General features: G+C 42.3%; 15 protein-coding genes. 1 reads left to right on the top strand and 14 read right to left on the bottom strand.

Annotated features, from left to right (window positions below; translation table 11 throughout):
- Positions 1-38 precede the first annotated feature (38 nt).
- Both QTN47_RS13495 and QTN47_RS13490 read right to left on the bottom strand, forming a co-directional pair.
- Positions 39-3,449, bottom strand: coding sequence for a SusC/RagA family TonB-linked outer membrane protein (locus tag QTN47_RS13495; RefSeq protein WP_369329915.1), 3,411 nt, complete (start codon positions 3,447-3,449; stop codon positions 39-41).
- Between the two features lie 280 nt (positions 3,450-3,729).
- On the bottom strand, positions 3,730-6,336 hold the full coding sequence (locus QTN47_RS13490) for a glycoside hydrolase family 38 N-terminal domain-containing protein (RefSeq protein ID WP_369329914.1): 2,607 nt from the start codon (positions 6,334-6,336) through the stop codon (positions 3,730-3,732).
- A gap of 417 nt (positions 6,337-6,753) precedes the next feature.
- Between QTN47_RS13490 and QTN47_RS13485 the strand changes: the two genes are divergently transcribed.
- On the top strand, positions 6,754-8,538 hold the full coding sequence (locus tag QTN47_RS13485) for a hypothetical protein (protein WP_369329913.1): 1,785 nt from the start codon (positions 6,754-6,756) through the stop codon (positions 8,536-8,538).
- A 356-nt stretch (positions 8,539-8,894) separates the two neighbouring features.
- Here the strand turns inward: QTN47_RS13485 and QTN47_RS13480 are convergent, their stop codons facing one another.
- The 12 genes from QTN47_RS13480 to QTN47_RS13425 all read right to left on the bottom strand — a co-directional run bounded on the left by QTN47_RS13480 (position 8,895) and on the right by QTN47_RS13425 (position 18,037).
- A complete protein-coding gene (locus QTN47_RS13480; RefSeq protein WP_369329912.1) occupies positions 8,895-10,313 on the bottom strand; it encodes an amidohydrolase family protein in 1,419 nt (472 codons plus the stop codon).
- Between the two features lie 316 nt (positions 10,314-10,629).
- On the bottom strand, positions 10,630-11,223 hold the full coding sequence (locus tag QTN47_RS13475; protein WP_369329911.1) for a hypothetical protein: 594 nt from the start codon (positions 11,221-11,223) through the stop codon (positions 10,630-10,632).
- Positions 11,213-12,568: an NrfD/PsrC family molybdoenzyme membrane anchor subunit gene (gene nrfD, locus QTN47_RS13470; RefSeq protein WP_369329910.1), complete on the bottom strand. Its 1,356-nt coding sequence runs from the start codon at positions 12,566-12,568 to the stop codon at positions 11,213-11,215. Before nrfD ends, QTN47_RS13475 begins: the two co-directional genes overlap by 11 nt.
- Positions 12,569-12,588: 20 nt before the next feature.
- Positions 12,589-13,512, bottom strand: coding sequence for a 4Fe-4S dicluster domain-containing protein (locus QTN47_RS13465; protein ID WP_369329909.1), 924 nt, complete (start codon positions 13,510-13,512; stop codon positions 12,589-12,591).
- A gap of 24 nt (positions 13,513-13,536) precedes the next feature.
- Positions 13,537-13,947 (bottom strand): c-type cytochrome, encoded by a 411-nt coding sequence (locus QTN47_RS13460; protein ID WP_369329908.1) that lies wholly within the window; start codon positions 13,945-13,947, stop codon positions 13,537-13,539.
- Between the two features lie 43 nt (positions 13,948-13,990).
- On the bottom strand, positions 13,991-14,968 hold the full coding sequence (locus QTN47_RS13455) for a DUF5777 family beta-barrel protein (protein ID WP_369329907.1): 978 nt from the start codon (positions 14,966-14,968) through the stop codon (positions 13,991-13,993).
- Between the two features lie 15 nt (positions 14,969-14,983).
- Positions 14,984-15,352, bottom strand: coding sequence for a hypothetical protein (locus QTN47_RS13450; protein ID WP_369329906.1), 369 nt, complete (start codon positions 15,350-15,352; stop codon positions 14,984-14,986).
- Between the two features lie 43 nt (positions 15,353-15,395).
- Positions 15,396-16,079, bottom strand: coding sequence for a YceI family protein (locus tag QTN47_RS13445; protein WP_369329905.1), 684 nt, complete (start codon positions 16,077-16,079; stop codon positions 15,396-15,398).
- Between the two features lie 49 nt (positions 16,080-16,128).
- Positions 16,129-16,377 (bottom strand): twin-arginine translocation signal domain-containing protein, encoded by a 249-nt coding sequence (locus QTN47_RS13440; RefSeq protein ID WP_369329904.1) that lies wholly within the window; start codon positions 16,375-16,377, stop codon positions 16,129-16,131.
- A gap of 422 nt (positions 16,378-16,799) precedes the next feature.
- The gene (locus tag QTN47_RS13435; protein WP_369329903.1) at positions 16,800-17,213 is read right to left on the bottom strand and encodes an SRPBCC family protein; all 414 of its coding nucleotides are present in this window, start codon (positions 17,211-17,213) and stop codon (positions 16,800-16,802) included.
- Positions 17,214-17,216: 3 nt separating this feature from the next.
- Positions 17,217-17,720, bottom strand: coding sequence for an SRPBCC family protein (locus QTN47_RS13430; RefSeq protein WP_369329902.1), 504 nt, complete (start codon positions 17,718-17,720; stop codon positions 17,217-17,219).
- Positions 17,717-18,037, bottom strand: a complete 321-nt coding sequence (locus QTN47_RS13425; RefSeq protein WP_369330224.1) for an ArsR/SmtB family transcription factor — start codon at positions 18,035-18,037, stop codon at positions 17,717-17,719. Before QTN47_RS13425 ends, QTN47_RS13430 begins: the two co-directional genes overlap by 4 nt.
- Position 18,038 lies beyond the last annotated feature (1 nt).

Genomic DNA, 18,038 nt, shown 5'->3' with positions numbered 1-18,038 from the left:
GAACTTCTAAGCCTTTCTGAGGCTTGGTTCTCAGGATTTTATAGCTTCACTCTTACAGAAAATCCTACGGATCTTGTACCTGGCAGAGATGCCCATTGAAAGCCTTGTATGTTACCTGTTCCGGATACGCCTTCAGGATTCAGATTGTCTGGTAATGTTTTGTAGAAGTAAAAGAGGTCTCTTCCGATGATAGAGACACTCATGCCTTGTAAAAACTTAGAGCCTCTTGTAATTTTTGCAGGAAGATCATAGGTTAAAGAAACTTCGCGGCATTTGATCCATGAGTTTTCGAATACAGCATTGCTGCGTGGCATATCAACATTTGACCATGCTGCATATTGGCCCGCATATTTAAACATATAGTTTACCACATCTGTGTTTTTAGTTCCATCTTCAAACACACCATCCAGTATTACGCCATGATTAGCTTTGCTGCCATCAGGATAAACGTACGGCAATCCGCCTCCGTTACGTTCAACAACAGTTTCAGGTGCTTTACCTTCACCCATTGCGCTGGCATAGTCAAATGAGTAGATATCACCACCCAGTTTAAAGTCTGTCAATACGAACAGACTTAAGTTTCTGTACTTGAATACATTGCCAAGGCCACCGGTTAACCAGGGAGTTGCATTACCGATAGCTACTACATCCGGAGTGGTTACATATTGTGTGCCCACTACCTGTGTACCTGTATTGTCCATTAATCTTCTTACTACTTTTTGTCCGTTCTTGTATTGGTAATCCAAACCGTAGATGGTACCAAACTGGTCGCCAACTTTAGCATACATCACAGCACCTGTGCGTGAACCGAATACTGTACCCAGATAGTATTTGTCAATACCTTCAGATAACGCCAATACTTTGTTTGAGTTGTGAGCACCATTCAGTGAAATGTTCCACTCAAAATCTTTTGTTCTGATTGGTGTTCCTTTCACGATAAATTCGATACCGTTGTTCTCAAGTGCCCCTGTATTAAACGTTTTGTTTGAAAAACCTGAGGATACCGCAAGTGGAGCACTCAGGATCTGGCTGGTAGACTTGATCTTGTAATAAGTAAAGTCTACGGACAATCTGTTTTGCAGGAAAGAAAGCTGCGTTCCGAATTCAATTGATTTAGAGCGCTGCGGTTCCAGGTTAATTGGACGCAGGTTGGATTCGAGATATCTTGTTACAACTCCGCCAAAAGTTCCTGAGTTATATAAGGCAGTGGTATTGTAAGGCGTTGTACCATTAGCACTACCTGCATAAGCAAATCTAACTTTGCCAAAGTCCAGCCAGCTTGCAGCGCTACCCAAATTCAGATGTTCTGTAAATACATAGCTTAAGCTTGCAGCAGGATAGAAATAAGAAGCGTTGCTGATTGGGAGGGTAGAAGACCAGTCATTACGGCCTGTTAACTCAAGGAACAAGTAGTTTTTGTATGAAAGGTTCATCAATCCGTATACTGAGTTTATTTTGCTTTCCAGCCTGTAATATTCTGGCAACCAGCTGTTGTTAACAGTAGCAGTTGTGTTGTTCAGGTAATACAGGTATGGGTTAGCAAATGGTCCTTTATTGGTAGCTGTAGAGCCTTCAAATTTGTTGTACCATGTACTTGTACCTACGCTAAGGCCTGCATCCAGCACGGAGAATAATTTGCTCTTGTGTGCAGTTGCCAGAAACTCACCTGTGAAAGTATTGTTTTTGTTCATTTCCAGACCATAGCTTCCCTGGTAACCCTGCGCATCAATAGGTGTGTTCTTTGTTTCAAACTTGTTGTCGGCATAATCAAGTCCGGCTCTGCCCATTACATTCAACCATGGAGTTACATCTGCACTTAGTTTTAGTGATCCGATTAACTGATCTCTGTCAAGTGTTGTGTTTTCCTCATAAATATGCCACCACATATTAGAGTAGCTACTGTAAGGATAGCTAAGCGGATACATAGCATTGTCAAACTTGTTTTTAGATCCGTCAGCATTCTTGTACACATTCTTTTCAATTTGTGTATAGTCCGCAGGGAATCCATAAGTAAGAAATTTGCTGATGCTATTGTTGTCGCCAAGGCTCGGCGTGTTTTTGCGGTTGTACTTAGTGTAGGTTACAACCGTTTCTGCTTTTAGCTTTTTACTAATGTTCAGGTTAGAACCAATATTTACTGAAGTCTGGTTGAAACCTGAGTTTGGAATAATAGATGAGTTGGTTGTGCGATTAAGTGAAGCTCTCATACTTCCGAAATCACCTCCGGTCGAAAATGCCAGGTTCTGCGAAGTGGTATTACCGGTATTGAAGAATGATTTTGCAGCACTGGGATCTGCTTTGTATGGGCGTGTAACGCCATCCCACCAAACAACAGGCTGTCCTGTCATCTTAGCTCCCCATGATAAACCTGCGCCTGGCCAGCTGAAATAATCCCAGTAGTTTTTACCACCTGGTAAGGGACCGAATTGCGTAAATTTATCAGATACGCCGGCACCAGACCATGGTGCTTCTGCAGGATAACGGAGATTGCCATCTGCATCTTTTGGAAGCTTTTGACTTTCGTCTGCTGTCCAAAGGGCAATCGCTCCGCCGCTGCCGTATTGATCCTGGTATTTCTGGAACAGGTATGGTGTTGTATAGCGACTGGACAAAGAGTATTCAATGCCCAGGCCGCCTTTTTTGCTGCCTTTTTTAGTAGTGATTAATACTACACCGTTGGCACCACGGGCACCATATAAAGCTGCGGCTGTAGGTCCTTTTAATACGTTAATCTCTTCAATGTCTTCGCTGTTGATGAAGTTGAGCGGGCTGCCCCAATCTGTTTGAGTGCCGCCAAGATCAGGCGTTCCAAACGAAGCAGTCTTTACATCAAAGCCCGAGCCATTGCTTTGTTTTGTACCCATTTGTCCATCAGAAAGCTGAACACCATCAACAACAAACAGTGGCTGGTTGTTGCCAAACAATACGTTGTTACCTCTGATAACCACTCTTTGTGAACTTCCTTCAACACCGTTTGGTACGGTTACATTTAAACCCGCCACCTTACCCATTAAACCTTGCGAAAGGTTTGGTGGCGCGGTTTTCATTAAATCTGTAGCATTTACTTTTTGAACCTGGTAACCCAGTTTTTTTGCATCCTTTGAAATGCCTAGCGCGGTTACTACGACTTCGTTAAGGCCGGCATTGCCTTCTTTTAAAGAAATTTCAAATGCTTCAGCCGGTGCGTTTGCACTTACTTCCTGGTTTGCATAACCAATGTAGGAAAAAACGATTGTTGCCTTGGGAGAAACCCTGATCTCAAATGCTCCCTTGTTATTCGTGATAGTTCTGTTGGAAGTGCCTTTTTCAGTAACACTTACCCCTTCAAGGGGTGCGTCTCCTGCCCCCTTTACGTTTCCGGATACGGTTCTTTTGTCTTGAGCAAGCAATATTGCACTTTGTAGCAATAGCAAGCACATAGCCATTACAATTCTGGCTTGTAATCTCATGCAATTAAAATTTTGGTTTTAAGAAAAAATAGCGGCCAAAGATATTGGGGAGGGGTTGGCGCTGAATACCTGAAAAATGTCGTTTAATACCACAAAATGAACACTGATTGGATTTAATTGATTTTTAATTTGTTGATATGTATGAATATACGGTTGGCAATTTTTACTATGCAAAAAGGCCACCTCAAAATGTGATGAGGCAGCCTTTTGTTTCAGGTTCACTGCTATATCTGAAAAGAAACAAACATGCGTAGTAAATACTACACATTCCAAAAGAGTACTATTCCAAAATAAAGCTTGCCGGCGCAAAGCCATTCAGCGTACATTCAAATTTATTTGATGATACAGGAATTGCGTTCCCTGTTTTTTCTCCTCTTAAATTTACTGGCGTCGCAGTTTTAGCATTTAGTTCCGATGGTATTGTCACGGTCAGTTTTCCTGACGTTCCTGATTGCTCCCACAGTCTTAGAAGTGTTCCTGCGTTGCCATCAGGATCTTTGCCGAATGCAGTTACAAGAATTCCTTTTCTTGATAGCTGAATGCCCGTTTTTTCGAGCGGAAGATTTCCTGCGGCGCCATCGGCTGTTGCTCTCTGCAACGGATATCTTGACTCAAATGCCGGCTCTGTAAGGCTTTCTGCCGTGTTGTATTTTGAGAAGCCCCAGATTTTAAAGCGGTAGTTCCATTTGCCGTCATTCCAAAAACGGTAGTTTGTGCTCCAGTGATTGTTGAATAAATTAAAATAGAAAACTGGTTTAGTGGGAACGTAAGTGTTATCAAATTTCCAATCGCCTGGCACGCCAACGCTTACCAGGGGTGCATCCATACTGCAAATACCTGCGCCTTCCTGGTCCTGTCCGAATATGGCAACACCGGATTCCACTGCATACATATAACGATTAACGCCGCTCACATTTATGTCTTTCACCGGATCTATTACGGAGCCATTACGTCCAATACGATATTGCGGTTGCTGTATGTTGAACGGGAAACAGATCCATCCATCCTCTGGCCATGGATCTGCCGGCTTGTCAACCGTTATATCCATATTGATGTATTTGGAATCTCCATCCAGGCCGATCTTTAATGAAACCGGGAAATTCAGTTTTCCACTTTGTGGCAGGTAGTCCAGTATCAGTGATGCATTATTTCCATCCTTAGCCACTCTAACGGTGCTTTTTCCGTTCATGAAACTTTTATATGGAAATTCAGATGCGGATGGCATGTTGGGTTTTCCTATTTCAATGTAGGCCCAATTGTCTGAGCCTTTGCGAACATAGCTGCTGTCATATTCACGTACTTCATTTGCACTCATCCGCTCGTATAGGAATTGTCCAAAACCCTGTGCTGCTTTATTATCTACTAATTCTTTTCCGGTGGTTTTGTCTACAATTGAGCTTATACAACCTTTGGAAGGATCTGCCGTGATTTTAAAGTATTTGTTTTCAAGCGTATATTTTTCTGCATTGATCACAGGAGCCTTACCTGAGGAAGGTAATTGGTTGCCTGAGAAAGTTTTGTAACCCATAGAAGGAATTCCATTGCGTGGCCACGGTAGGGGGTTATAAATAACAGTTCTTTTGCCGCTTGCATTAACGGAATTGGCCAAAAGCTGCATCTGTTCCCCGAGTAACGGCAATGCCAGGCTATTTGCGGTTCTTGCATAACCAGAGTGCTCTTCCCATGAGGCGATACTTCTTTTAAAACGGCCGGCATCCAGATCCTGCTTCCATTTTTTACCATAATTCCAGTCAGACACCTGGCCCATATAATCTTTGGTTTGCAGGTAGTCTGCGATCCATCCCATAGATCCACCCCAGGTATGTTCGTAATAAAGCAATGAATTTTCGTAACTGTCAGCTATAGGTTGAGAAATATTTTTGACAGCAACTCCATTGTGTTGAAGCGTTGTATTCAAAGCTTCTGTCATAAACAAGGCTGGTAATGTTTGGCGTGAAAGTTTCACACCTGCAGGGTCGCACATAATGCCGTGGATCCATGTATCAGGCATGTCACTTGCAACAACAGGCAAAGACAAGTCTTCTTTTAATATTCTGTCCGCGAAGTCATCCAGTTGCCCTACAGTAATTTTTACATTAGGCAGCTTCTTTCGTATTTCGGTCATGATATTTTTAACTTCCTCAGGAGAAGGAGGTCCTGCATTATCGCCACGCATCATCATTGCCAACCATGTTTTGTGATGCCAGTCAGCAGGAGGGAAGATAGCTGAACCATACAAGCGCGAATACATTGTGAGAACACGCGATCCGTCCGGACCTTGCCACCAGAAAAGAACGGGAACGTCAGGAGGCGTACTGCCCGGATTACAGCCAAGGTGCAAAAATCTGACGCCTGCTTGTTTGAGCAGTGTGGGCATAATCCACGAATGCTCTGGTACGTCAGTCATTTTTGCGCTGGTTGGTATTGGCTTGTTTGCCTTGCGGGCGATGGCGGATGAAAATTCAAGTCCTCTTACCAGCGCCTCAGGTGCCTGCATTTCTGTCTGCATGGTAAATGGCAGTGCATGTACGGCAAATCTTCCGTCGAGGAATGCCTGTTCTATTTTTGATTTCCTTTCTGCATTTTGGCCTGGCCAGTCTTCCATAATCTTTTTCATTGGCCACCCGGGTATCGTCCATACAAATTGTTGTTCCCTGGGAAGATTTTTGTTTGCATCCACAACTTTCAGCGCATTGTCAATGGTAGTTGTCTGGTATCCATGTACAACTTCACTTGCAAGGTGGGTATATCCAATATCAAAATGTGACTTGAACACAACAACAATTTCCTGAACAGATGTGTCTATCCCATTATTTTCCTGTGCAAATAAGTTCGTGCTGATTAGTAAGGCAATTATGCAGTGGGTGAAGCCTTTCTTTTTATTCATGCGGCGTAGCTTTCTTTTTAGTGAAAATTTAAATAGAGAATCGCCGGGCTAATTAAACCAGCGAAGAAAATGTTTTTATTTATTTATATTGTTCATATGTCTGAACATATATAAGTTGTAAATGTATTGCTTTATCCTGATTGTTTGAATGAAATAGGTCGTGCAAATTTTTGGGAGAAGTTTATAATAGGAATACTAACGCATGATTGCTTTTGCGAAAGAAGAAGCTAAACAGACGGTTGCCTGAGTTAATTGTTTGATAATGATGGAGCTGTTTCCGCAATCCTGTTGATTTTTCTCAATCGTTAGCCTGAAATACTACGTCTTATATACATCCTGCATTTTTTTTATGATCAACATCATGTTTTGATGATTTGCATGAGCGCACCTTTGCCCATTTCTCATTAATAATTTGCTATGTATACTGAAAAACATTCAGCTGTTCATTCTTTTCATATTCCTGTACTTGGGCTTGGGTTTAGTATTGATACTCCTTTAAAAGTAGCACGGTATGGTATATCATCTGTGGTTTCTATTGTGGAAGATGAGCTAATTGAAGATATGCGGGTGCTTCATTCAAAGCAAAACAACTTGTCCTGGGTTGCTATCACAGAAAAAGAACCTGACTTCCGCGCGAAGCGCATTACAGCATATCTTAATCTTCTGCATTACCTGGTTGCGCAACAGGTGGCCGGCTTAAAGGGAATGCATTTTTCGCCCGGTTCTGATCTTTACAAATATTTTGAGCTGCTCCCCGAAACATCCGGGGCAAAAATGTTGTTCCGGCAAATGTGTGCAATGGAAGAAGGGAACGAAAAGATTCAAATACAGAACAGCCTGCGGGAACTTGTACACGCAGGTTCTATTGATGTAAATATTATGGCCAAGGTTGATAATAACCGGTATAAAGCAAGCGGTGAAAAAATGCCGGATGAATATTCTGATGCATTGTCGGCACTCCGCGGTTTTGCGCAGAGCAAATTATCCGCATCCGTAGTTTTCTCTGCAGGCTATAATCCACGATTATATAACTATGTAGAACATTTTGATGATTTCTATCCTGATGGACAAGGCGATCTTAAAAAGAAGATTATACTGAAAGTGAGCGATTACCGTTCGGCTTTGGTTCAGGGAAAAATATTTGCAAAGAAAGGTCTTTGGGTATCCGAGTTCAGAATAGAATCGGGATTAAATTGCGGTGGGCATGCCTTCCCAACCGAAGGTCTGTTGCTTGGTCCGATATTGGAAGAGTTTAAGACTAACAGGGCCGTTCTTGCAGCGGAATTGTTGGCGCTTTGTAACAATGCGCTTCAATCAAAAGGAAAAACAGTCTTTTCAAGCTTACCGTCTCAAAAAATATCAGTTCAGGGCGGCGTGGGCACAACAGAGGAGCAAGGTTTTCTGCTCGAGTATTTTCAACTTGACAGTGTTGGCTGGGGCAGCCCGTTCCTGCTGGTACCTGAAGCAACAAATGTTGATAAAGGTACATTGCAACAGATGGCTACTGCAAAGCTGGATGATTATTTTCTGAGTAATGCGTCTCCTTTGGGTGTACCATTCAATAATTTTAGAATCAGTAGTTCAGAAACACAGCGTAAAACCCGCATTGAAAACAACAGAGCCGGTAGCCCTTGCTACCTGAAATATCTTTGCAGTGATACAGAATTCACCGAAATACCGATTTGTACAGCATCCCGCCAATACCAGCACCTGAAAGAAAAGCAACTACGCGAAGCAGGACTTTCTGAAAGCGTTCTTCAGGCAAGACTTGACCGGATGAAAGAACGGGACTGTTTATGTGAGGGATTAACAGCGTCTGCCCGCCTAAAAAATGAAGTATCGCTTCCGCATAAGTTAACAGCCGTTGCAATTTGTCCGGGGCCCAACCTGGCCTATTTCTCGGGTATTTTTTCACTCAAAGAAATGGTTGGTCATATTTACGGTCGTATAAACATTCTCAATTCACTATACCGGCCGCACATGTTTATCAATGAGCTTAAAATGTATATTGACTATATCAAAAGAAAGATTGCAGACGATGCAGATCTGTTGAATGAGAGCTCCGCGCGTTATTACCGGAAATTTATAGCCAATCTGAATAAGGGAATTGCATACTACAAATCGATCATTCAACATATTCAACATACTAATGTTGCTGAGGATTTGCGACAATTGGAACTTCAACTGGCTGCGTTGGGCTAAAAAAGAGCCGGACATAGAAGTCCGGCCCCGGCAGATACTATTGTTATTATGCAAAATAGTATCAGGAAACCTTGCTTAATTTGGCAACTAAAGGACCAAATATTAACGGATAGCAATCGCCCTTCCTGAAAATTATACTACATAAAGGCGCTGATTGCGTCACGGTGCTTCTTTGACGCGGGGTATAAGCCTGATTTGTTTAATAAAATATGCGAATGGTAAAACAACATAAGTAAGGCGGGTAAATGTTAAAAACATCTCCTCCGGCTTTTCGCTGGCAGGCAGCCATTTAAAGGCTGCCAGAGTGTAGATGCTGTTTAGCAATGTGTAGAACCTGTTCCCTCTGCACGCAGTGTTTATTTGTTTGCCAATACTTTTCGCTCAAAGGCGGTAAAGGAATTTTGCAGCTGTTTCTTCAACTGCTCTTTAACTTCATCTTCTTTGATGAAGCTGTAGTCGATGCTGTTGTAAACAAAACTTTTTATATCTCGGTAAGAGATATAAGGATAGCGCTTCGCAAGCAGGACAAACTGCTCGGTCAGATTGGTTCGTAGCACACCTGCATCGTCCGTACTAATCACAATTGGTACTTTGGATGTGTAATAAAGTCTGATAGGGTGTTGATCATCTTTTACTTTCAGGATAAATTCATTGCTGTATAAATTGATTTCAACGGCAATTTTGTTACTAGCCATGTATCGCAGCAGATCATAAGCATTCCGCTCATAAGGCAGGTCAACACCATGCCCGATGCGACTGGCTCCGGCCATACGAACCGCTGCATCGATGTGCCAGTTTAATTCTTCTGGCTTTACCATGCCTAATACCAGTTCTCCTGCATGCATGGAATATTTCACCGAATCATATTTCTTATGGCAATATTTGAACATAAGCATATGCAACCGGTAATCCCGCATTGAAACATTATCGTTTTCGGGGGCGACAATATTTACTCCGACGATCAATTTGCTTCGGCTTGCTGAAATAAATGATAATACCAGGCTGCGAAAAACGTCCAGTGGTTGCTTTATCCTTGTTGCATAGTTCATGTAACGCATTTTAAAGCTACCGTCATCAATCAGTGCTTTTTTGTGCAATGCTTCGATTGTTTGATTAAAAGTGTCGGCACAGGCCACTGCACCGCTATCGATTATTGTAGCGTACAATGAATCCAATATTTTTGTTAATAGAACTTCATCCTGCAATGAGTCTGCCTGCCTCAATTTTTCATTGTAAGAACGATTGATGTTTTTCAGCGCAGACGTAAGTGGTATAGTTTTAAGCATAGTTTCGATATAACTTACGTTTTCAGCTTTGGCCCTGTTCTTCAATTCGAGAAGACCTACATCCAACTGCTGGCTGCTTGCAATATCAAAATAGCCGAATGTATCAAAGAATTGTTTGTCACTGGGATAACTTACTCCGTCATAATCTTTTACTGACCATTTTTCAAGAAGTTTTGCCTTATACATGGGCCATTGGCCAGCCTTTATGAGTGTTGATATTTTGGCATTGTCAAGACTCGCAGTACTGTCAACCTTCAGCGTATTGAGCGATAGATAATAATCCTTCGAAACAATGTAATCTATGTATGTTTCTGCGTATACAGATCCGCTGTAATGGTGGTGCAGGTCGCCGCCTTTAGGCATTTGCGCGAAAAATGCAGTGAGCTCAGCCGTGTTGTTTCTTATCCGTTCAAAGTACTGTTCTATGGTTTGTGCATGAAGATGCGTAAAGCCCAGCAGTAATATGAACAATAAACAGTTCTTTTTCATTGTTGGTAATAATCAAGTTTAAGGTAACGCGAATAATGCGGTAAAATAGTAAATTCTTTTGTTTGGCGAGAAGCGACACTGTTTTTTAGAATTGAATTTTGCCCTTTTTTTCGCTCTTTATATGCCGAAGTGGGTTGGATATTTTCCTTACAGATTAGGATCAGGCTGAGTATCTAGTGTATTTTCCATTGGGTGACAGAAAGGAGTTTAGGGTTGAATTGTTGTGCTATTCAACACCTATATAATCTGGTGAGTGAGACGTATTAAGATTTGTGTTATCGACGCTCTTGTCTTGCCTGAGCGACAGAAGCTGTCATTAAGCATTTTCAAGTTTGCCTGCTTTTTTTATTGCTGCAAGCTGGAATAAAATGTAGAAGATCGTTCCCCATACAAGCGCGACTATGGATGTTACAGTAACTACCAGCGGTATTGGCGCATTGTCTGCAGAAGCCCATAAAGCTCTTTTAGGATCTCCGTGGTCCGTTTTTGTTGGAACTGCCCAGTTAGTAACTTTCGATGTTTCAAGATTACCCACTTGCTCATTGTCTTCAATCTTTGCGATCACGGTTACATTGCCTGATTGATCTCCCGGAATATCCATCGGAAATTCAGCCAGCGCTTCACCGTTGTCATCTGTTGATACAGCATCTCCTATCGGTAACAAGCCAAAGCTCTTTTTTATAAAAAAATGTACGTCTGCCCCTTTTACGGCAGTATCTTTTCCATTTGCATCCGGGTTGGTAACGGTTGCTTTAACCTGGTTGATGCTGTCCTGTGTCACGAAGTCCAGGGCGATTTTTGCGCTGCTGTTATGTGTACTGTCTTGCGCTATCGCATTGTGGATATTCAACATAAAAAACGAGCCAAGAATTGCCATGCAGCATTTTATATGAATGAGGTTACGCGCCATAAAATTGAGTTTGATCTCCGGTTTGCGTTGCTGTTGCGTTCATCTTTTCTTCGGTGGTTTCCCAAATGGAGATGATGGGAAATAATCGCACAAAGATCGTGATAATCAAAAGCGCCCCTGCCAGCGAAGCAGATGTAATGGCCCATTCTTCCCAGGTTGGCACATAGTGATGCCATGATTCGGGAACGTTCTGTATGGGAATAAATGGGTGTAGCAGTGTTGGGATAACAATTAAAAATCTTTTGAACCAGGCTCCAACAACGACCAGTATTGAAACGATAAAAATTGGCAGTGGTTTTCTTCCTTTTTTAAAGAGCAGTACAATAATTGGCAATATCATGCCAAAGATCTGCACGCTCCAGAACAAAGGTGCATAGCTGCCGCGGAAAAGCGAATGCAAGTGTTCGCCATCTACCGTTTTCATTTTGTAGCCGGGAACCAGGTATTCGTTGATGTTGAAATACAGGTAGATCAGGGAAAGCAATACCAGCAATTTTCCCAAATTGTCGAAATGCTTGTTGGTGATATACTTGCGTAAGTTGTAGTGATTTCGTAAAACAAATGTTACCGCAATTACGCCTGCGCATCCGGCCTGAAATGCGCCCGCAACAAAATAAGGCCCAAAATTGGAACTGTCCCATCCCGCTCTGTATGTAGTCGCGAACAACCATGAAGTAACAGTGTGTATGCCCAATGCGAGCGGAACAACAAGCACAGCCAGTACATTAATGGATTTATGGATGATGGCGTATTGTTTTGATGTGCCTTTCCAGTTGAGTGCAAGAAAAGTGTAGAATCTTTTTTTCCACCTGGGTGATGCTGGTGCGGTATCACGACAAACTGCTATGTCTGGCAACAGCGGGATATATAAAAGCAGGCAGCTTACAACAAAATAAGTCGTAATAACAATTACGTCCCAAAGAATCGGAGACTGTATCCTGCCATATACAAACAAGTGCCAGAAGCGGTCTGGCCGGCCCATATCAACAATAATGATGATCGCAGCAAATGTAATTGCTGCTACTGCTATTATTTCAGAGATCCTTACCAGCGGCGTTCGCCATGCAACATTTGTAAGTTTTAAAATGGCGCTTACAAGCGAGCCAACCAGGCTGATGGCAACGAAAAACACGAAGTTGGAAATATAGATTCCCCACGAAGTGAAATCGCGCATGTCTGTTACAACCAGGCCATGTTTCAACTGGCGATAGTATGCAACTGCACCAATGATAATAACCAGCAACAAAAAGCCAACCCACAATCGTCCCTGAGGCCCGAATTTTCTTGGCATCAAATCCGTTAGTAATTCATTCGATTTGTCCAGCTTTATTTTTATGGGTTCCATTATTTGGTTTTTAAAAAAGATTAAGTGGTACCGGGTTCTACATCCTTAAAAGGAAACTGCCTGTCAACCGGCGGTAAGTAATACACTCTTGGCTTTGTTCCCAGATCTTCTAAAAAACGGTAGCCAGATTTGTCTTTCAGCAACTGGCTCAATCGTACAGTTTCATCACCATTGCTTACCACGTCTTCATTTTCATCGCCAAAATAGAACACACCGTTAGGACAGGCCTGCACACAATCAGGTAATTCATTCTTTGCTGCTTTGGTAGGGCAGAAGTCACATTTTTCAACTGTGCCTGTTACATGCGTGCTGCATGCGGCGTGCTCTTTTATCTCTTTAAAACGCACCACGTTTATCTGGTATTCTGTATCCCAGTTAAATACCCTGGCGGAATAAGGGCAGGCTACCATGCAAAACCGGCATCCGATACAACGGTCGTTGTCAATGCCCACTATACCGTCTGTAAGTTTAAAGGTTGCCCCTACGGGGCACACTTTAACACAGGGCGGATTGTCGCAATGAAAGCATGGCGTTGGCATCCAGTAAGGTGACGCCTTATCCGAATCCTGCATTTTATTGATCTTGATGTAGCTGCGCGTTTCCGGCAGATAGTGCATTTTTGAGCATGCACTCTTGCAACGGCCGGCATTTTTGCATTTGGCAAGATCAATTACCATCACGAATTTTTTACCGGGCACACCTTCACGAACATTGTGTGTTGAAATAAGCGAATCCGGGATCTGGGGATTGATCTCGGAAGAATCTACTTCAACTATTTTTCCATCAGGCGATAACAGCTTTACCGTGTCGCCTTTTTTCTTGCTCGTGTCCTGGGATGCAACTTCCATTATGCCCAGGCCGCCCGCCGCAATGGCACCGGTTATAAGGCCGGTTTTTATGAAGGATCGTCGTGAGTTGCTTTGTTCCTCATCCATATCTTTCATTTTTTTTAATTTGGAAGGCCTGTCTTATTTCTTGAATGTCCGCATGTAATTAACTACGCTCCAAATATCGTCAGCATCCGGTATTTTCTTTTTGAATGCCGGCATCTCATCCCTGCCTTCGCTTATTTTATAGAATAATGCTCCGTCGGATTGGCTTTGAGTTGCTGCTGCAGAAAAGTCACCCGGATGTGTCTTTAATCCACCTGATTTTGTGCCGTCTCCTTTGCCTGTTTTGCCATGGCATGATTGGCAATGTTTTGCCCATTCTGCTTTGCCGGTGTTAATAGATGCAGCATCAGCTTTCACGGGGTTGGCTGTTTTGCTGGCCTTGTCGGGTACGGCCCATGGTTTTTGTTGTTTTTTTGTGAATGCAAGACTTGCAACGGCAACCAGGATTGTGATCAGCAAAATGGTCCTTGTCATTTTTGATTTCATAAAATTGTATTTGGTATTTGAGGAAGAATATTTTGTTTGTTGATTAAAAATTCCACAGACGCGTTATATTAAATCCGATAAGCCACTGTCCATCCTGGTAGTTATTGTTATTATAATAGTTGTTGCGTGATGGTGTGATGTAGCGGTAATTGCCAATAAGCACCTGGAACGCATGTGCACTGGTTACGATCTCTAAACCTGCCGATAAATTCGGATTTGGATTATTGGTCATGTGTTTTGTTATTGGCTGATCATAATTCAATAAGAGATTAAGTGTATTGGATAGTTTTATCTTTCCTGAAAAGGCGATTGCGAAGTGATCGTGATGCATTTCTTTTTCCAGCACGCTTTTGCCATCTGCGGTTGTATCACCGGGATAAAAGCCTTGTACAGTATTAACATGCGTAATGCTTGGTGCTACCTGTATTGAAAATCTGTCAGATATTTTTCTTGCGAAGATCAGCTGGTTGAAAAACATCATTCTGTCGGAAAAGTGCGGGTAAAGTGTTCCTGTTGGGTCGGCTTTTGTATCGATAGAGACATCTCCATAGTAGGTTACGCTCACGGGTATTTTGTTGTCCTGTGTTTGTTGCAGCAAAGCGTATTTTGCATATCCTTCCCATGTTAAATTGTATTCAGTAAAAGATAATCCTACCATTAATTTATCTATAGGAACATAGTTTCCCGCAAGCCTGATATTGGTTCCTGCAAACAAGCCAAAGAAATCCTGGTAGCCATTTTCAATCGTTCCAAAGCGATGCATGAAATCAAGTTCCATTGTGCCCTTAACGGGAACCACAACAGTTTGATTGTCCAATATCCAAATGCTGGCGAATGTTTCTTTTACAGGTTTACTTTTTTTGGGTGTTGGAGTTTGCTCTTCTGCTTCGTGCGCTGTTGTATCCTGGGTAGTAGCTGTACTATCTTGTCCGTATCCGTTTTTCACCAGTCCTGTAAAGCACAGCAGCACCAGCAACGCAACTTTATAAATGCTGCAGTATGTATTTGTGTATGCTTTCATTTGTGCTTTTTTTAGTTAGTTATTAGGTGCGCCATTCTTAATCCAGTCAAGGATCTGTTGAATCTGAACAGGTGCCAGTTTGCCTGTTGGAGGCATTGAGCCGGAATTTACTTCCTGGTACAGTATGCTTTCTGTTGGAATAAGGACGTTTACGAAACCGCCAGACATAAGAGAATTGTATGATTTGTCTGCCGTTAACGTAGGTTCGTGAGCGCCGCCATGGCAGCCCGAACTGGTACAATTAGCATCAAAAATGGGTTGTAGATCTCCACTGAAGCTAACACTTTGTGGTGGCGCGTTGGGGTCTGCAGGTTTAATTACGTCATAGTAACATCCTGTAGCCAATGCAAGAATCCATATTAAATAAATTTTTCTTGATTTCATAACTGATAATTTGCTTGTGAGCAATCACGCGACTTTAGCAGGATTAAGGCGTATGTTTGAATGCGGCGCCGCACGCAATATTGACGTTATCACCAATGCTGGTCGATTGAATTCCGAAATCAGTAATGGCTAAAATGGAGAACGCCAGGTTAAAACCATAAGTGTCGGATGTGCCCTGATTGGCTTTGCCTGCATAATCCATTTTGGCGGTCACTTCTTTAGTTACACCATGAAAGGTAAAGTCGGCTGTGACGATATAGCCTTTATCAGTTGTGCTTAATTCTACTTTTTTGCTTTTAATAATAGCGAGGTTGCTATCTACATAACCCGCACCGGCTGAGGTTCCAAACGTAGAGAGCAGACAGCCGCCGTCTCTTGCAGGTTCGCTTGTGTTAACGCTGTTCAGGTAAACGTACGCTTCGAAATAAATGCTGTCGGCCTTATCCTCATAAAAGTTGAACGAGTTGAATCCAAAAGTGTTGAATCTACCGGTTAATATAGATACCTGGCCAAGGTAGGCAGTTGACCAGTTGACATTTGAGTGTGCCTTGTCGAAGCTGGTTTTGCCATCACTAAGGCCGATATGGTCTGTTCCGCGTGTTATATCAGACCCGTTGGATCCGCCACTGGGTGGAACAGTATCTTTGTGTGTGCAGGAAATTATGTAGCCCAGCATTGCTATTACCAGTGCAACACTTAGCAGTGAAAGTTTGGTCGTAAGTTTCATTACCTTGGGTTTGAATGTGAAGAAATTAGTAAGGGAGGTGCAATGAAAATCAGGTTTTATGTTTGTTGTTCATCCATTCAAAAACTTCTCTTTCTGTCGCTTTTTTTTGACCGGTTGTTTGTTCGAGAACCGATTTGTTGACAGTTACCAGTTTCCCGTCAGATGTGAGCATCGTTATTTGTGATGCACTGGTCTGTTCCGGGCCGGGGAGGAGCGGAGCAGCAATACCTGCAGTGGCACCTGCAATTAGTGTTGTTTTAATGAACCTCCGGCGGTTGCATTTTTCATTGGGAGTCATACAATAGACTTTATGTGTTATAATTACAGCAATGCAGTTTTATCGACAAGGTGCGGATCAGCCGTGTCGGCTAGTGGGGTAAGACGTTTATGATGCTTATTTTTTCGTGCTTTTGTTTTTCGGGAGTATCGCCCTGAATTTTGACCCGGCAGGCGAGGTAGTGCTTCGGAGTATTACAATCATCTTTTAAAATGTCGATGCTATTTCCGGTTGCATAGTAAAATTAAACCAGTTTTTCGTAATTCGCAACAGGTGTTGAGGGCTTCACATTGATATTTAACGGTAAAACGAAATGACGGAAAGGATCTCAGATAGCAAAACGGACAACACTGAAATAATCAGTTTGTCCGTTTTGTATTGCACAACTAAATCAATTAGCCGCAAAAAGTGTTTTCGAAACAATGGCAGATTGTCTTCGTTCCTTAGTTCGTTTCTGTATATTGTTTATAGTTGTTCAATATCGCCTGCCAGCCATTTTTTTGGAACTCCAGAGGATGTTGATCTTCCGGATCAAATGTTACATCAACATCAGTTTGGTTGCCATCTTCTTTAAAGGCAACATTCACCTTTCTGCCATTTGGCATTGTGTAGGTGAAATTTTCACCGTTAACAATCTCGTTGTAAGTAGCTTCAAAGTCAAAGCCAAAACTTCCATCTTTTGCTTCCATTCTTGCTGCATATTTTCCGCCCACTTTCATATCATTGGATGCTGAAGGGCAGTGCCAGGAAGGATCCGCGAAATTCCATTTTGTAATGTGTTCCGGATTTGTATAATAGTCCCAGGCTTTTTTGATATCTGCATTTACGGTGGCAGAAATTGTTATTTTGTTGCTCATTTTTTATTTGTTGATAGTTAATAATAATTCGTCGAGTTTTTCCAGCGTTGCCTTCATTCCTTGTTCCATACCCATTTGAATAACCTGTTCCAAATCGGAAAGTGATTTGTAGGTTACAATAGTTTCTACTAAAGCATTCTCATTCTTATCAGTGAAAGTTACGAGCCATTCAGCGCGGGGCAGATCTTCATTTATTTCACCTTCTGCGTTGGAGAACGCATCAAGTGCTGTATAGTAGTCGATCGGTTTGATTTTCTGATATTCTGTCAGGCCCCAATATTCAGTGCCGTTTGGTTCTACCATTGCATAATGCCAATGCCCGCCTTCACGAAAATCCATTGATTTGGTTTTTGTGGTTAAAGGCTTTGGTGCAAACCATTGGTCAAGAAGCTCACTTTTGGTGTAGCAGTCCCAAACCAATTGTCGACCTGCTAAAAACTCACGCCTGATGGTGAGTGTATTTTTTTTCTTGTCTGCAAGGAAGTCGAATTGCAAATTTTGCGTCATTTTTTTTGCTTTTTTATAGTGGCTAAAAGTTGGTCGAGCTGCTGGAAGCGGTTTTCCCAAATCTTCCTGAATTGTTCCAACCATTTATCTATTTCTTTCATTTTATCAAGTTCAAGTTGATAATATATTTCCCTCCCCTGATGTTCCTGTTTCACCAATTCACATTCGGTCAACACTCTCAGGTGTTTTGAAATCGCCTGGCGTGTTGTGTCAAAATGCTCTGCGATAGCATTAGGGGTCATTGCCTGTAATGCGATTAAAGCAATGATGGCCCTTCGGGTCGGATCGGCAATGGCTTGAAAAACATCTCTTCTCATT

Source organism: Danxiaibacter flavus (genome assembly GCF_041060425.1).
Taxonomy (GTDB): domain Bacteria; phylum Bacteroidota; class Bacteroidia; order Chitinophagales; family Chitinophagaceae; genus Danxiaibacter; species Danxiaibacter flavus.
The sequence above is the reverse complement of the archived record's forward strand: the minus strand, read 5'-3'. Positions and strand labels throughout refer to the sequence as shown.

Bases quoted from the DNA above. Each gene is read 5' to 3' on its own strand.
- QTN47_RS13495 (WP_369329915.1), bottom strand. From the start codon at position 3,449: ATGAGATTACAAGCCAGAATTGTAATGGCTATGTGCTTGCTATTGCTA.
- QTN47_RS13490 (WP_369329914.1), bottom strand. From the start codon at position 6,336: ATGAATAAAAAGAAAGGCTTCACCCACTGCATAATTGCCTTACTAATC.
- QTN47_RS13485 (WP_369329913.1), top strand. From the start codon at position 6,754: ATGTATACTGAAAAACATTCAGCTGTTCATTCTTTTCATATTCCTGTA.
- QTN47_RS13480 (WP_369329912.1), bottom strand. From the start codon at position 10,313: ATGAAAAAGAACTGTTTATTGTTCATATTACTGCTGGGCTTTACGCAT.
- QTN47_RS13475 (WP_369329911.1), bottom strand. From the start codon at position 11,223: ATGGCGCGTAACCTCATTCATATAAAATGCTGCATGGCAATTCTTGGC.
- nrfD (WP_369329910.1), bottom strand. From the start codon at position 12,568: ATGGAACCCATAAAAATAAAGCTGGACAAATCGAATGAATTACTAACG.
- QTN47_RS13465 (WP_369329909.1), bottom strand. From the start codon at position 13,512: ATGAAAGATATGGATGAGGAACAAAGCAACTCACGACGATCCTTCATA.
- QTN47_RS13460 (WP_369329908.1), bottom strand. From the start codon at position 13,947: ATGAAATCAAAAATGACAAGGACCATTTTGCTGATCACAATCCTGGTT.
- QTN47_RS13455 (WP_369329907.1), bottom strand. From the start codon at position 14,968: ATGAAAGCATACACAAATACATACTGCAGCATTTATAAAGTTGCGTTG.
- QTN47_RS13450 (WP_369329906.1), bottom strand. From the start codon at position 15,352: ATGAAATCAAGAAAAATTTATTTAATATGGATTCTTGCATTGGCTACA.
- QTN47_RS13445 (WP_369329905.1), bottom strand. From the start codon at position 16,079: ATGAAACTTACGACCAAACTTTCACTGCTAAGTGTTGCACTGGTAATA.
- QTN47_RS13440 (WP_369329904.1), bottom strand. From the start codon at position 16,377: ATGACTCCCAATGAAAAATGCAACCGCCGGAGGTTCATTAAAACAACA.
- QTN47_RS13435 (WP_369329903.1), bottom strand. From the start codon at position 17,213: ATGAGCAACAAAATAACAATTTCTGCCACCGTAAATGCAGATATCAAA.
- QTN47_RS13430 (WP_369329902.1), bottom strand. From the start codon at position 17,720: ATGACGCAAAATTTGCAATTCGACTTCCTTGCAGACAAGAAAAAAAAT.
- QTN47_RS13425 (WP_369330224.1), bottom strand. From the start codon at position 18,037: ATGAGAAGAGATGTTTTTCAAGCCATTGCCGATCCGACCCGAAGGGCC.